Source organism: Agrobacterium sp. 6Ca8 (assembly GCF_055382765.1).
Map to the genome: position 1 here is coordinate 1,367,861 of NZ_AP026434.1, position 14,720 is coordinate 1,382,580.

The following is a 14,720-nucleotide window of genomic DNA, read 5'->3' on the forward strand; positions in this document are numbered from 1 at the left end:
TGACACTTAACGATCACCCATTTAAATGCACTAAGCCAATTTTGGATCAGACGTGCGTCTGCATTTGGACCAGTGTTAAGCTTTGAGTTTTCCGAGTATGAAACTTGGGCAGGTAGTATATGAACGTTACACGCAGAACATCACTCCGCCAGTTTGGGTTTGTTCATCTAACGTGATAACACACACCAAATGTAGTTTCTGCACCAATTAGGAAGATCGCTGTGATCGGATCATTTTTGTCGCAAAACGACAAGAAGCTGCTGGTACGACTGTTCAAAGAGAACTTTAAAAAGCATGTCGGCTGGTACTCGATGGCAATCGCGGCAATGGTTGTCGTTGCTGCAACGACATCTCTCAGCGCGTGGATCATGCGCGATATCGTTAATAGCGTTTACCTGAAGCGCGGCTTTGATGTCGTTCTTGAGATTGCGTTTGCGGTAGCCGCGATATTCATTGTCAAGGGCCTGGCCACTTTTGTTCAAAGCTATTATCTGAGCAAAGCAGGCAATAGTATTGTTGCTGAACAACAACGCAAAATCTACGATCGCCTGCTGCAGCAAGGCGTATCGTTCTTTCAAAACCTACCATCGTCAGAACTGCTGGTTCGGGTAACCTACAATGCACAGGCTGCCAGAAGCGTTATCGATACCGTCGTTACGTCCTTTATACGCGACCTGCTTTCGCTCATTGGCTTGATCGTAGTGATGTTTGCCCAGAATTTTCTTCTGAGTGCAATCTCGATGATTATAGGACCCATCGCAATCTTCAGCGTCCGTCTTGTCTTGCGTCGCGTGCGCAAGATCATGGAGGCGGAACTTGCTTCGCTTGGCGAAATCGTCAACGTCGTGCAGGAAACCAGCATCGGCGTCCGCGTAATCAAAGCGTTTTCTCTTGAGAAGCTAATGCGTCAACGTATGAACAAGGCGGTATCTGACGTCGAGCATCGCGCCAATGGTATCGCGAAGCTTGAAGCGGCGACCAGCCCCATCATGGAAACGTTATCCGGCCTTGCTATTGCCGTCGTCATTGCAGTTTCCGGCTACACTGTTCTGGAAAAAGGTGGTTCTCCTGGCGATCTGATGGCCTTTATAACCGCTCTGCTTCTTGCTTACGAACCAGCAAAACGTCTGGCGCGTATGAGAATCCAGATCGAAGGAGGCATGATCGGGGTCCGCATGATGTTTGAGGTTCTGGACGCCCCGTTGACACTCGCCGAGAAAAAGGATGCTCTGCCTCTTCCCAAGGCAAGTGGCGATGTGGAACTGAAGAACGTCAGCTTCGAATATGTTTCGGGTCAGCCAGTTCTGAAGGATGTCAGCGTGCTCTTTGAAGGCGGCAAGATGACCGCACTGGTCGGTCCTTCCGGCAGCGGCAAATCCACCATAATCAATCTTATGATGCGCCTTTACGACCCTCAAAACGGCGCAGTCGAAATTAACGGTATGGATTTGCGTGATGTTTCCTTTGCGAGCTTGCGTGAGCACGTATCTTATGTCGGTCAGGAAACCTTCCTGTTTTCGGGTACTGTAAAGCACAATATTTCCGTTGGCCGGGACGATGCTACAGAAGAAGAAATCATAGCTGCGGCCAAGGCTGCCAATGCGCATGACTTCATCATGAAAATGCCTGACGGTTACGATAGCAAGCTTGGTGAAAATGGCTCAGGCCTGTCCGGCGGCCAGAGACAGCGTGTTGCGATCGCTCGAGCCATGCTGAGAGACGCAGACATTTTGATCCTCGACGAGGCGACCAGTGCGCTGGATTCAGAATCCGAATCCCTTGTGAGGGATGCGCTAGAGCGACTGACCCTGAAGAAGACATCCATTGTCATTGCTCACCGACTTTCAACAATCAATCGAGCCGACAAGATCGTCGTTATGGATAACGGGCAGGTTGTAGAAGAAGGCAGCCGGCGTGAATTGCTTGCTACGGATGGCCTTTATAAACGCCTGCACAGCATCCAGTTCGATGCGGACGTAGCATAGTCCTGAGGTTTATGAGGCCGCATTGCAAAGGTTTTTATTGTGACGGAACAATCTCGAAAGATCACGCCGGTTCTTCTTGCTGGTGGGGCGGGATCACGGCTTTGGCCGGTATCGCGCGATCAGTTGCCCAAGCAGTTCCAGCCGCTGGTCGGCAATCTTTCGACCTATCAGCAGACACTGACGCGCGTGGCCGACAAGGCGCTTTATGCCGAGCCGCTGGTGATCACCAACGAGGATTTCCGCTTCTTCGCCCGCCGTCAGGCTGAGGAGATCGATCTTCCGGCGACGGTGGTTCTCGAACCCGCCCGCCGCGACAGTGCCGCCGCCATGGCCGCTGCCGCCGTGCTGGCCGAGCGCCGGGAGCCGGGATGCCTGGTGCTGGCGCTCGCCGCCGACCATGTGGTGCTGGATGCCGACAAATTTTCAGAGTCCGTGAGGCTTGGCGCCAAGGCCGCCGATCAGGGCAATATCGTCGTTTTCGGTCTGGTGCCAACCGAGCCGCGCACCTCTTACGGCTACATCAAGCCTGGTGAAGCAATTGATGGTGAGGCTGACCTGAGCATCGTCGAGGCATTCGTGGAAAAACCGGATGTGAAGACGGCAATCTCCTATCTGGAGAAGGGGTATCTCTGGAACTCCGGCAACTTCCTGTTTCGTTCCGACGTGATGATTGCCGAACTCAAGGCATTCGCGCCAGAGATTCTTGCGGCAGTAACGCAGTCGGTCGAACAATATGAAAGCGACCTTGGCTTCGTGCGCCTGCATCAGGCGAGCTTCGAAGCCTCGCCGAAAAACTCCATCGACTATGCAGTGATCGAGAAGACCAAGCGCATGGCGGTGGTGCACGGCCATTTCCGCTGGTCGGATATCGGCAGCTGGGACGCGATCTGGGAAATCGCCGACAAGCACGGCAACGACAATGCGCTCGAGGGCGACGGCGTCTTCATCGATTCCGAGGGCTGCCTGATCCATTCCACGCAATTGCTGACGACCGTGGTGGGGGCAAAGGATCTGGTGGTAGTGGCTACCAAGGATGCGGTTCTGGTGGTGCCGAAAAACCGGGTTCAGGGCGTGAAGGGCCTGGTGGAGACACTGAAGGATGGCGAACACGCGCCGCGGACGCAAGCGCACAGGCGAGTGTATCGTCCATGGGGTTACATCGAACATATGTATGTGGACGAGCGCTACCGCGTGGGCCACATCACGGTTGATCCTGGCCACCGCATCTCGTTCCAGAAACACTATCACCGCTCGGAGCACTGGATCATCGTCAAGGGCACGGCAACCGTAACGATTGGCGACGAAACCCGGCTGCTGACGGAAAACCAGTCCGTCTATATCCCGATTGGCCAACCGCACCGGCTTGCCAATGAGGGGCAGATTCCGCTTGAGTTGGTCGAAATCCAGACCGGCGCCTATCTTGGCGAAGACGACGTCATCCGCATCGAGGATGATTATAAGAGGGCGTAGTCAGCGAATGCTCCCTATATAAACGGAGCATTCGGATTTACAGCCGACAGAGATATCTAATTTGATCAGAAATGACCGGCTTGCCTTCTTAATTTGTTTGGGGCGAGGCTAGCGCCATGTCAAGCTCCCGCAGCCAAGCATCCGCTGACGCATCTGATGGCATACGCCAATCGCCGCGTGGAGACAAAGATCCACCCGAACTCGTTTTAGGACCATTTGGAACGGCGCTGCGTTTGAACTGGCTGGTTTGAAAAAAGCGCCTTATAAAAACTCTTAGCCATGATCGAACCGCTTCCAAATCGTAGTCCCGTCGATCAGCGTCTGCGAAATCCGGTGGCCAGCTACCGGTTTTGACATCCCGCCAGGCATGCCAAGCAAGGAAAGCCAGCTTAGACGGCCTCATCCCATATCTTACCGTATAGAAAAGATTGAAGTCTTGAAGCTCATAAGGTCCGACAAAATCTTCAGTCCTCTGGCTAGGCGCATCTGCATCACCCGGCACTAGCTCCGGACTGATTTCTGTCGACAATATATTCCACAGAACGGCAGATGCTTCTTCACCGTAAAGTCCGCGCGCCGCTACCCATCGAATGAGATGCTGTATAAGAGTTTTTGGAACCGAGCAATTGACGTTGTAGTGGCTCATATGATCACCGACGCCGTAAGTCGCCCAACCGAGAGCGAGCTCAGAGAGATCACCTGTGCCTAGAACAATCGCGTTATGACGGTTTGCCAGTCGGAAAAGGAGTGACGTTCTGGCCCCAGCCTGAACGTTCTCGAAGGTAATATCATAAACCTTCTCTCCCCCTGCGGCGGGATGGCCAATATCCCGCAACATTTGCATTGAAGCCGGGCCTACATCGATCTCGTCCGCAGTCACTCCCAATGCCCGCATAAGTCGCCAAGCATTCGATTTCGTCGTATTAGAAGTCGCAAAAGCCGGCAAGGTCCACGCCAGGACATTTGAACGGGGTAGTTTCAACAAATCCATGGCGTGGAGCGCAACCAGCAGAGCGTGCGAACTATCCAATCCACCCGAAACACCAATGACCACACGCTCGATGTTACTGGCCTTTAGACGACGAGCAAGACCTTGAGATTGTATCTGAAACGCTTCTTCGCAAAGACCGTCAAGCTGATCTTTGTCATCCGGAACGAATGGAAAGCGAGCAACTTTTCGATGCAAGCCTATGTCATTTGCTGGAGGCTGAAGATGAAAGCCAATGTGCCTATAGGCTTTGGGCGTAAGATCGCGCCGATTGGCAACAAGGCTGCCGTTTCGCAGCCGTTCAGCTGCCAGAAGTTCCAGATCCACATCCGTAACAATCATACCGGCGCTTGTGGAAAAGCGCTCGGATTCGGCCAAAAGGGCTCCAGCTTCATAGACCATTGCATGACCATCCCAGGCAAGGTCCGTGGTCGATTCACCAAAACCGGCCGCCGAATAGAGATAAGCAGCATTGCAACGAGCAGATTGCACTCGGCAAAGCGCGTGACGTTCGGAGGACTTCCCGATAATAGCATTGGACGCAGAAAGATTGGCGATAACTGTCGCGCCGGCAAGGGCAGCCATGGATGAGGGCGGCGTCGGGACCCAGACGTCTTCGCAAATTTCAATCGCCAGCACAAAATTTTCTATATCCTGCGCAGTGAACAGAAGGTCCGTACCGATTGGAACCTCAGTTCCCAATATTTCTATCGTGGCGCCCTTTTCAACTATGGCACCTGATGCGAAGTGCCGCGCCTCGTAGAATTCGCGATAATTGGGCAGATAGGTTTTCGGTACGATACCCAAAAGCCGACCTCGATGCAGCACAACCGCGCAATTGAGAAGATGTCCCTGCCAGCGGACCGGCATCCCTACCAGAACCAGAGGCAGGATCGTCTCGGTACGCTTTCGCAGCAATTCGAGAGCCGATTCCGCCTCATCCAACAGCGCCTGCTGATGCAAAAGATCGTCAATCGCATAGCCGGTCAAACCGAGTTCGGGAAGGACGAGAAGGCCGACCGACTGTTGATCTGCCTCCTCCAGAAGCGGCATTGTCGCCGTAGCATTGGCCAGAGGTGAAGCGGGCGTGACCAAATGAGAAGCAACAGCACAACGAAGAAAGCCTTGCGCGTAAGCTGAAGCAAAAGTCGTGGGTGTCACCTGTTTATTACGCATCATTGTGTTCACTTGCATTCTTGCCGCTATCGGCAACCACCCCAACAAGAAGCCAGGAAGGGCGCACCCAGAACAACGAGGAAAAACGTGGACGCCACTGCTTCCAATTCAGTAACACCGCTTCGACGACACCCTGAGCAGCATTTTGCTCCGCCAGGATCAGGGGATCCGGACAAAAATCATGCCACATTACAAGCCCGCCGGGTCGTACTACCTGCAAGGCCTTTTCCGTGTCGTTGGCTACGACATCGGCAGTATGTCCACCGTCAATCAGGACAGTATCGAAGAAATCGCTGCTGAAAGCCGCAGTATCGAACTCCCGGCTGTCCACCAACAGTTGGGTGACGCGCGAAGCCATTCCGGCTTCGCGATAGAGGCGTCCTATTCGATTTCCGCCATCCGTCACGCCCGATGCGTCTGAATATAAAGAGCGCCCTTCGGTATCCTTTTCCCCTTCCGGAAGATTGAGTGTCCACAAGAGCGCTTCAGAATGTTGCAAGCAAAGCCGCGCCCCAAAACCCTCCCAGGTTCCGAACTCCAGATGACGCTTAGGTTGAAACGCGCGGTAGAGTTGCTCCAATATCTTCGCGTCATGGACCTCCATGCGAAACTGTGTAAGCGGCATGTTAACGAGGTTTATCGGAGCTCGGAATGAGTAACCCAAACCAAGCCGCTCTCCCAACATATGAGCATCAACAATTTCCAGACTGTTCTCAGGCACGTCAAAAGACAATGAGGCGAGCCCCTTCGCGGCCTCGCTCAAAGCGATCTCATGTTGCAAGGGATTCATGGAGGGCGACGGTGTTGTGTTGCGCCTGGCCTCCGCTTGCAGGACGATCGGCTTACTGAAACGTATGTTCGCCACGCCGGGTATCGTCGGCCCCTTTCTGATAACAATACCGCGCAGGTCCTCAACCCGATCAAGAGCTATCTCAACGGCTGTTTCTCCACCCGGGAGCACGAAAGCCTCCGACCCGAGAAGTTCCGAAAAGCCTTCCTGAACACAAAGAATTCCGACATCTGCGCCGGAAACGCTAACCGAAAGGCGTACGATCGCTGGTCCTAAACAGACTGGCTGTACTTTCCAGATCAAGCCATAGCCCCAGGCAGGTGCATCAATAATCAGATCACCTGTTTCTTCATTCACAACACCCGCACCGGCTGGCTCGAATGTGTCAGCGACATCTGCGGCCAATGCATCCGTCGCAACAAGAACAGGCGCAACATAGACAGGTTCCCGTTCGTGTATGAGCCTCAGACCGTCAGCGGCAACGGGAGCGCCCTCAGGGCGACGCAAAAGGAAATTCTCGCCATCCATGACGAGCGCATCGTGATAGCCGACCGACGCCAACCATTCGAGCGCCTGTGAAACGCTCTGCTTTCTTTCAGCCAACGCGTGATTAAGTTCTACGAGAACCCACGGGTTGAATTTGTCGAGCGTCTGAAGAGCGCCCTTCAACACTTCGAGATCGAAACTGTCGACATCAACCTTGAGAAGATCAAGCCTGTCCCACTCCAGACGGCGTATTTCCGCATCCACTGTCGAAAAATGAAACTCCTCAACCTCAGCGGGGCTACCCCAGACGCGGAATATCGCGTCACGACGGTTGCCTTCCGTTTCCCCCATAGCGAGCTGCCGGACCTCGACATTTGAAATCCCGTTGAGTTCGAGATTATGCCTGAGCATCCGATGTGTTTCCGTGGGCTCGTAAGCGATAACCCGTCCTTCGGATGCACAGCGCCCAAAAAGAGCGGAGTAATAACCGATATTGCCGCCGACATCAAAAATTCGCCAATCGCGGCCAATATTGCGGACACACCACCGTTTGGTCTGCATCTCACAATATGGATAATAGCCTCGCATATGGGCGTAATAGGAACCGAGCAGAATTGGCTCCGCCTCAGGAACCATCGTCCAGATTGGAGCCAGATCAAGTTGCACAGCTGGAACCAAGGCCTCAGCTTCCAGACCGGGTTGAGGCTCGGCCAATTGCTGCTCTTCAGAACCCGAAATGTGCTCTGGTCGCGAGCCAGACGGCGAGTTGAGGAAGGATTGCACAATGTCCCTGATCGATCGCCGCATTTATTTCCTCCACTGTCATAACTCTAAGATCGAAAGTTTCAAGATCGTCATGATCAGCGACGCCGACGTAACGGCAACCCGTGAGAGCAAAAAGATGCGCGCGCCCACAGCCTTGATTGCCGCTAACTGCATAACTGCCAAAGCTAATCGCGTTCTCAGCGACATAGCCGGTTTCTTCTCGCAGTTCCCGATGCATTGCTTCAACAGCACCTTCCCCGCGCTCCACATGGCCAGCGGGAAAGGTCATGGAATAACATCGAGCGCCATGTTTGTATTGCCATAAAGTCAAGATACGACCGTCTGCAAGAATAGGAACGGCGATCGAAAAATCAGGCAAATGAACTTGGTGATAGTCGTCAACAACGCGACCATCCGGCAATGACACGGTCTCAACTGAAAGGGTTACGAAGGGAGACGCATAAAGCTCCCTTCGATTTTTGACGGACCAGACATTTTCCATTGCTGCTTCCGCATCCTCAAGTTGTTCCAGCTCTCCATAAGAGAGAGTAATATCTCACTTAGTCTCAGATGGGCTTCGCTGTTATCAGCAAATGCCATCCCAGACTTTGCTCAAGCGCGCGGAACAGCTCCGGCGGCATAGTTTCAAACCACGGCTGCCGTACATACTCGTAATTGACGTATTGCTCGATCTGGTATGGGAAAATGTGATCTTGCCGAATTTCGGTAGCCTCGAAACATCCAGAAAGAAGCTCTTGAACGTCGCGCTCATCGTAGGTGAAGGCAATTGGACATCCTGACTGAGCTTCCGGTTGATCGAGACCAGCTTCAATCATCGCAGCCTTCCACGACCGCTTTGCATATAGCATAATTCGCAATTCACCGTCTGATTTGATAACTTTACGGATTTGTTCGATTACGCCCCTCGGATTGGGTGTATGATGAATCACGCCGAAAGAATATACCAAATCAAAGTTGTTCTCTGGGAACCCTTGCGTAAGCGCTTCAGCGTTCAGGTGCTGGAGATTTCCGTCCTGTCCAAACACTTCAAACCGCGACTTTGCGATCGCAAGACTTGCTTCGGAAAGCTCTATTCCAGAATATACTGCACCACTACGAGCGAAATTGATGGCATCAGTTCCAATCCCACATCCTACTTCCAGTACTTTTTTTCCGCTCCAGCGTGAGAATTCCGCGAAACCCGGAATGTGAGGCTCGACAAAGTACTTCCGGGCCTCAACTTCATCGAAGTATTCTTGCGAACCCACTTCGAGTTTTGAATGTCGAACATTGCAAGGGCGACGATTCCAGTACTCTTTTACGTCTTCAATAGTAGCGTTGTCAGTCACAGGCGAATCCTTTTATTGAATGAACATAGCAGTTTCATTTACTTAGCGATCTATTTCGCTATGGCCCGGAGGGCTATATTGATCAAGCTTACCATTCTCCATAGAGATGCAGGAAACAACGCCGCGTGTCACACCGATGTATCAGTCAAGTTACGCATCTACAGATTGCACTCTTTTTACAGTTATCCCTTCAAGAGCGATTCGAGACCTCCCAATTGAATGAAGGCGCACCTCAATAGGGAGAAGGAAATCCTGCGTTGTGATTTGCAACGGTAGAGATATAATTTTCATGGATCCAAAAAATTTGACTTGCACAGCCTCAACCGTTTTCTCGCCTTGAGTGATTTCGAGGCGCAACTTCGATGTAGGCGAATGATTCCACCTTTTTGTCAGACTTATATCCACCCTATAATTGCCGGGCATCAAATTGGCATAAGGACCATAAAATATATGCCCATTCGCTCCCGTGGAGTGAATTATATCTCCATCCTTTTTTCCGGCGGCACCTGCATGCATTTCGCCAGTCCAGTCTTCAGCATCGACAAACGCAGACTTGAGCAAGTAACCATGCCTCAATCTGGCTGAAAACGGCGTTCGGCTGCAGCCAACGAAACGCTGCATTAGAGACTCGAACCTATTGTGAATGGCATTCACACCAATAATACGGCGTGGCTCCTTGTTCGCTGCCAAGTGATCCCGCTCGTTTGTTACGACGGTGTAAAATTGCTCCATCAATGCGGACGACGCATCGCCTTCCACTTTCCTCGGAAGCCCAAAATTAATTATAAAAGTATCTGCGCGATCAATAACGTCTATATCGTTTTGCCAAAAACGTACATCCGTATGAAATCCCAGAGTTCGCCAACAATTAATAAAGAGATCATATATCCGGTCTTTCGGCCCAAGCCAGACGACATTCGTATTTCTCGGAGCGTTGGCAAATAGATCGACAAGGAATGGAAGCACATGCTCCGGTGTTCCTACTTCCAGATCGTAAGACTCTGGCCTATAACGCGCCTCAATCAAACCTTTCAGAGGCTGCTCGATAGCTTTGCTAAGCGCTTTGCGATACGCCATGTTTACGGTGTCAGTTAAGCTGATTTCCTCTAAGTCGATGCCAGCAAGACCCCAAGTTTCTGATTGCTCGGGTATTTCCGGCTGCAGAATATTGTGAAAAAAATCATCCGTATTGTTTTCCACACTCTTGTGTGCGTGAGCCGGAGTCGTTTGACGAGTGTGGTCGCAGTGATAACCAAGGACGAAAGGCAGAGCGTCCTCAATCCTACCATGGCGCATAACGAGACGCTTCGAAATATTTGCGTCTACATGCCAACCCAGTAGCATCCTTTCATCGAAGCCGTGAATGTAGAAGAGATCAGCGCGTTTTATCAGCTGAAAATCACCGGGCGCATCGTACAGGATAGAGTCCATCCCATACACTACCTCATTTAAATAGAAGTTCTCTCCCGCGTCACGCGTTTCAGCAATAACCCCAGCCGGATCAAGCCTATCAAAGCTCTCCCATAGCGTCTCCGGGATCTCGAAGCGGGGCGCGCAATAAAATCCGTCTTTCAGTCCTGCCAACTGTTCAGACAGGGACTGCGAACCGCGTGGCACGAAAATCATGTCTGTGTTGGTCGACAATATCCAACGGTTTGCAGGATTGGACCGTCTGACGGCAGCGTTGCGCGAAATCGGCTCAAGAGCTTTCAGATGGGTACGAGACGCAAATAGCTGATTATGAAGGCTCGGTCTTATGCGGATGATCCGCAAAAGGCGCTTCGCCCGATCTGTTAGCGTGTCGCAGATCGCCTCCGGGAAGGTTGGAAAATCATCCGGCGTGTTGTAGTCAACGAAAAGAATTTCATCATTTTCGTCGGTTAGCACTTCCGCCATACAATTCAGGCTGAGAGCAGCCCGCTTGTGAAGATTATAGCCGTAGCTATCGTTCCTTCCATAGAGGACGATCGATATCATGACATTACTCGGTTGTGTTTCGCCGCTGCGGCGTCGGCGAGCCAATCCCCCATACCGGGTCTGATCAGTGTTATTGCGGACGAGAGCTTCTCAGCATCGACGACGCGCCAGGGATCAACGACTACCTTCGGCCCTGCTGCTGTAACATCGAGATCGCGATAGGCTTTCCAGGGCGTCAAAATAGCGACCACATCTGCTCCAGCCATGGCGCTTTCCGCATCCATCTTTATCACCATGCCATCAGCAATTTGATCCGGAAGGCTGACAAGCGCCTGGGGGTCGGTAATCCGCACACGATAGCCAATGCTAATCAGCTTGTGGGCAAGCGCTAGCCCCTGGCTTTCCTCGATCACCGGGGTTTCCGGCTTGTAGGACAACCCCAGGATTGCGACTTGTGCGCCCGGATCTGCAGATGCCGCTATCGCGCGCACAAGGCGTTCTGTCTGATGATCATTGATGGCATCCGTCGCTTCGGCGAGATCCGTGCGTGCGCCAAGGCTACGTCCAAGTGCAGCGAATGCCTTGTTATCGCGTGGGAAGCAGGGACCACCATAACCGATGGCGCCCTTGATGTATTTTTTTCCGATCCGGCTGTCTGCGCCGAGAGCATCCGTGACAACATCCGCATCTGCACCTTCGAGGTGATCACACATGTCGGCGATCATGTTTGCGTAGCTGATCTTGGTTGTCACGTAAGTGTTGACGGCAATCTTGCAAAGTTCCGCATTGACCCAGTTCATCCGCTGGAACTCAGGGTTGCTCTCGGTCGAGCCACGATAGACGCTCTCAAGCAAATCTCCCGCTTTAGGGTCGCTTTCACCGATAAGAATCATATCTGGATAAAGCATATCGCGAACCACTGTGCCAAGAGCTATGAATTCCGGGTTGTAACACAGGCCGAGATCCGAGCCCACGGTTCGACCGGATGCACGCTCAAGCGTCTGCCGCAGAATACCGCCTGTAGAGCCAGGCATGACGGTGGAGGTGACAACGATAGTGTGGTAGCCGATCTTATCGTGCAGTGCTGCGCCGATGCTCTCCAGAGCAGAGATCAGATAGTCATTGCGGAAAAAACGATCCGGCCCACTTGGCGTCGGGACGATGATGAAAGTCACGTCTGAGGAAAGCACTGCTTCCCGCATATCGACCGTAGCCCGAATGCGCCCGCCATGCTCGGTGATTAATTCCTGGAGCTGCGGCTCAGGAACGGGCGCCACACCACGGTTGATTGAATCCACAAATGCAGAATTCAAATCCATACCGATGACATCAAAGCCCTTTTTGGCAAACACAGCAAGCATAGGCGCACCGAGTTTGCCCAGTCCAATAACAGAGAGTTTCGGCTTCATCATAATATCTCGCTACAGATCGGGCCACTGGCCGTCACTTGTTTTTTCCACGTGCAATCTGGGCCTGACGAGCAATCCAAGGATAGGTACGGGCAAGCCCCTGCTCAAGCGTGAGGCTTGGCTCCCATCCCAGCTTTTCTCGAATAAGGTCATTGTGGGAGTTACGACCGCGTACACCTTGCGGGCCTGGAATATTGTTAATTTCGAGATCCTTGCCGGCCACTCGCATGGTAATCTTGGCAAGTTCGTTGATCGAAACCATCTCTTCAGAGCCAATATTCACCGGTCCTGCAAAGGTTTCACATCGCGTCAGCCGCAGAGTGGCCTCAAGGCATTCATCGACAAAGAGAAACGACCGCGTCTGCAGACCGTCGCCCCAGATTTCGATCGCTCCACCGGCTTCGGCCTCCGCGACCTTACGGCACAGCGCTGCGGGCGCCTTCTCGCGTCCTCCAACCCAGGACCCCTCCGGGCCAAAGATGTTATGATAGCGCGCGACACGGCATTCCATCCCGTGATTGCGATTGTAAGCAAGATAAAGACGTTCGGAAAACAGTTTTTCCCAACCATATTCGCTGTCTGGATTTGCCGGATAAGCACTGTCTTCCCGCGTGACTGGAGCACTCGGATCTGTCTGGTTATGCTCGGGATACATACAGGCCGAAGAACTGTAAAATACCCGCTTTATGTTGCGACGGTAGCAGGCATCCAAAACGTTAAGATTGATGGTGGCCGAATTGTGCATGATATCGGCGTCATTCTCACCCGTAAAAATATACCCCGCACCGCCCATATCGGCGGCAAGCTGATATACTTCATCGAACCGTCGGTCAATTACTGCTCGACAGTTTGCCTGCTCCCGCAAGTCCGCGATAACGAAATCGTCAGCCTCCGTTGCGGCATATTCCGGGAACTTGAGGTCGACGCCTCTCACCCAAAAACCTTCACGTTTCAGGCGCTTGACAAGATGTGCGCCAATAAATCCACCTGCTCCGCATACGAGTGCCGTTTTCATGTGTCTCATCCCAACCAGAAAATTCCGCAATTATGCGCCAGCAGCAGCTATCAGATAATGTTGGAAGTTTTCAATAGTTTTCGAATTATTTCCGATCTTTTCAAAATGTTTTTGCGCTAACCGGTCATCAATCAATTGCGTGACCCAGCCCTATACGTTAGGACGCCCTAAAAATGGATAACAAGACTCTCTGGCGTCCGCGGCGGCGTAGCCGCTCGATAGTGCCCATACATCTCCAGGCTCCACAGTTCTTTCCAATATCTATTCCAAAGACGGCGCACTGCTGCGGTTGGTTACGATTCATAATCAGGGCCCTCCATTGCCCATCCCCACTATGCTCTCGGGAGACAGCGCGGACCATCCCATTAGCTCTGAGGCCTGCTCGCGAGCGAGAGATAGTGAAAGGCATGTGCCGTGATTGGGCGATCTCGATCCGTCGTGCTTGTAATGCGCTGAACTTCGATCGTTCGACTTACCACTACACCTCTCGCCTTGCCGATCAGGCCGGTCTGGAACGTCGAATTCGTGATATCTGCGAGACACGTGTCCGCTACGGTTATCGTCGTGTACATGTACTCCTGGAACGGGAGGGTTGGTGGACCAACATCAAGCGAACTTATCGCATTTCCAGAGACTTGGGCCTGCAACTGCGCAACAAGACGCCGGAGCGATGGGTCAAAGCCAAGCTGCGGGAAGATCGGCAAATGGCCGTTGGACCGAACGATGTCTGGGCCCTGGACTTCGTTCACGACCAACTGGCGACCGGCAAGAAACTGCGGGTGCTCACGGTGGTCGACACCTTCTCGCGCTATGTGCCGGTGCTTGATCCAAGTCACAGCTATCGAGGTGAAGATGTCGTGCAAACCCTGGAACGGGCATGCCGGAAAGTTGGCTATCCGAAGACGATCCGTGTCGATCAGGGGACTGAGTTCGTATCTCGCAATCTTGACCTTTGGGCCTACCCCAAAGGCGTCACCTTGGACTTCTCACGCCCGGGCAAGCCGACCGACAATGCGTTCATTGAAGCGTTCAATGGCCGCTTCCGAGCGGAGTGCCTGAACCAGCACTGGTTCCTGACCCTGCGGATGCCCGCGAAAAGATGGAGGATTGCCGTATAGACTACAATGAATTTCGGCCGCATGGTGCGATCGGCAATAAGGTGCCGATCTCGCTGATAAAATCAGGAGGCTCAACCAGCCCGCCTCCCTGAATGAAGCCGGAAAACTCTAGCCTCAGTTGGTCCAGAAACCTGGAGCGGTTCATGAAAACTCAAGACTCTCCTGACAACTGGTGGGAAAATGGGGCTCAGGTCAAAACGCACGCCGCAGGCAGGCGTCGCACACCTCTCCGCGTCACAAAGGCGTTGTGAA

At 52.7% G+C, this 14,720-nt stretch carries 9 protein-coding genes and 1 pseudogene; 3 read left to right on the top strand and 7 right to left on the bottom strand.

Annotated elements, in window-relative coordinates; genetic code table 11:
• Nucleotides 1–221 precede the first annotated feature (221 nt).
• Together ACZ5A6_RS20470 and ACZ5A6_RS20475 are read left to right on the top strand one after the other, a co-directional pair.
• Entirely contained in the window at nt 222–1,985 is a 1,764-nt protein-coding gene (locus tag ACZ5A6_RS20470) for an ABC transporter transmembrane domain-containing protein (protein ID WP_174041260.1), read from the top strand.
• Nucleotides 1,986–2,024: 39 nt separating this feature from the next.
• A complete protein-coding gene (locus ACZ5A6_RS20475) occupies nt 2,025–3,455 on the top strand; it encodes a mannose-1-phosphate guanylyltransferase/mannose-6-phosphate isomerase (protein WP_464111344.1) in 1,431 nt (476 codons plus the stop codon).
• 88 nt (nt 3,456–3,543) lie between these two features.
• Here ACZ5A6_RS20475 and ACZ5A6_RS20480 read toward each other — a convergent pair whose 3' ends face one another.
• The 7 genes from ACZ5A6_RS20480 to ACZ5A6_RS20510 all read right to left on the bottom strand — a co-directional run bounded on the left by ACZ5A6_RS20480 (nt 3,544) and on the right by ACZ5A6_RS20510 (nt 13,350).
• Nucleotides 3,544–5,622: an NAD(+) synthase gene (locus tag ACZ5A6_RS20480; protein ID WP_464111345.1), complete on the bottom strand. Its 2,079-nt coding sequence runs from the start codon at nt 5,620–5,622 to the stop codon at nt 3,544–3,546.
• Nucleotides 5,612–7,702, bottom strand: a complete 2,091-nt coding sequence (locus ACZ5A6_RS20485) for a class I SAM-dependent methyltransferase (protein ID WP_464111346.1) — start codon at nt 7,700–7,702, stop codon at nt 5,612–5,614. The genes ACZ5A6_RS20480 and ACZ5A6_RS20485 overlap by 11 nt, the downstream gene beginning before the upstream one ends.
• Nucleotides 7,620–8,162 (bottom strand): NUDIX hydrolase, encoded by a 543-nt coding sequence (locus ACZ5A6_RS20490; protein WP_464111347.1) that lies wholly within the window; start codon nt 8,160–8,162, stop codon nt 7,620–7,622. The genes ACZ5A6_RS20485 and ACZ5A6_RS20490 overlap by 83 nt, the downstream gene beginning before the upstream one ends.
• Nucleotides 8,163–8,226: 64 nt before the next feature.
• Nucleotides 8,227–9,009 (bottom strand): class I SAM-dependent methyltransferase, encoded by a 783-nt coding sequence (locus ACZ5A6_RS20495; RefSeq protein WP_336510526.1) that lies wholly within the window; start codon nt 9,007–9,009, stop codon nt 8,227–8,229.
• Nucleotides 9,010–9,159: 150 nt separating this feature from the next.
• Nucleotides 9,160–10,986 (bottom strand): hypothetical protein, encoded by a 1,827-nt coding sequence (locus ACZ5A6_RS20500; protein WP_464111348.1) that lies wholly within the window; start codon nt 10,984–10,986, stop codon nt 9,160–9,162.
• The gene (locus tag ACZ5A6_RS20505; protein WP_464111349.1) at nt 10,983–12,338 is read right to left on the bottom strand and encodes a UDP-glucose dehydrogenase family protein; all 1,356 of its coding nucleotides are present in this window, start codon (nt 12,336–12,338) and stop codon (nt 10,983–10,985) included. The genes ACZ5A6_RS20500 and ACZ5A6_RS20505 overlap by 4 nt, the downstream gene beginning before the upstream one ends.
• Before the next feature lie 31 nt (nt 12,339–12,369).
• Entirely contained in the window at nt 12,370–13,350 is a 981-nt protein-coding gene (locus ACZ5A6_RS20510; RefSeq protein WP_464111350.1) for an NAD-dependent epimerase/dehydratase family protein, read from the bottom strand.
• 368 nt (nt 13,351–13,718) lie between these two features.
• Here ACZ5A6_RS20510 and ACZ5A6_RS20515 point away from each other — a divergent pair.
• A pseudogene (locus ACZ5A6_RS20515) lies at nt 13,719–14,560 on the top strand (IS3 family transposase); the annotation flags it as partial.
• Between the last annotated feature and the right edge of the window lie 160 nt (nt 14,561–14,720).

Excerpts from the sequence above, each read along its gene's own strand:
- ACZ5A6_RS20480 (WP_464111345.1), bottom strand. The coding sequence starts at position 5,622 with ATGATGCGTAATAAACAGGTGACACCCACGACTTTTGCTTCAGCTTAC.
- ACZ5A6_RS20485 (WP_464111346.1), bottom strand. The coding sequence starts at position 7,702 with ATGCGGCGATCGATCAGGGACATTGTGCAATCCTTCCTCAACTCGCCG.
- ACZ5A6_RS20490 (WP_464111347.1), bottom strand. The coding sequence starts at position 8,162 with ATGGAAAATGTCTGGTCCGTCAAAAATCGAAGGGAGCTTTATGCGTCT.
- ACZ5A6_RS20500 (WP_464111348.1), bottom strand. The coding sequence starts at position 10,986 with ATGATATCGATCGTCCTCTATGGAAGGAACGATAGCTACGGCTATAAT.
- ACZ5A6_RS20505 (WP_464111349.1), bottom strand. The coding sequence starts at position 12,338 with ATGATGAAGCCGAAACTCTCTGTTATTGGACTGGGCAAACTCGGTGCG.
- ACZ5A6_RS20510 (WP_464111350.1), bottom strand. The coding sequence starts at position 13,350 with ATGAAAACGGCACTCGTATGCGGAGCAGGTGGATTTATTGGCGCACAT.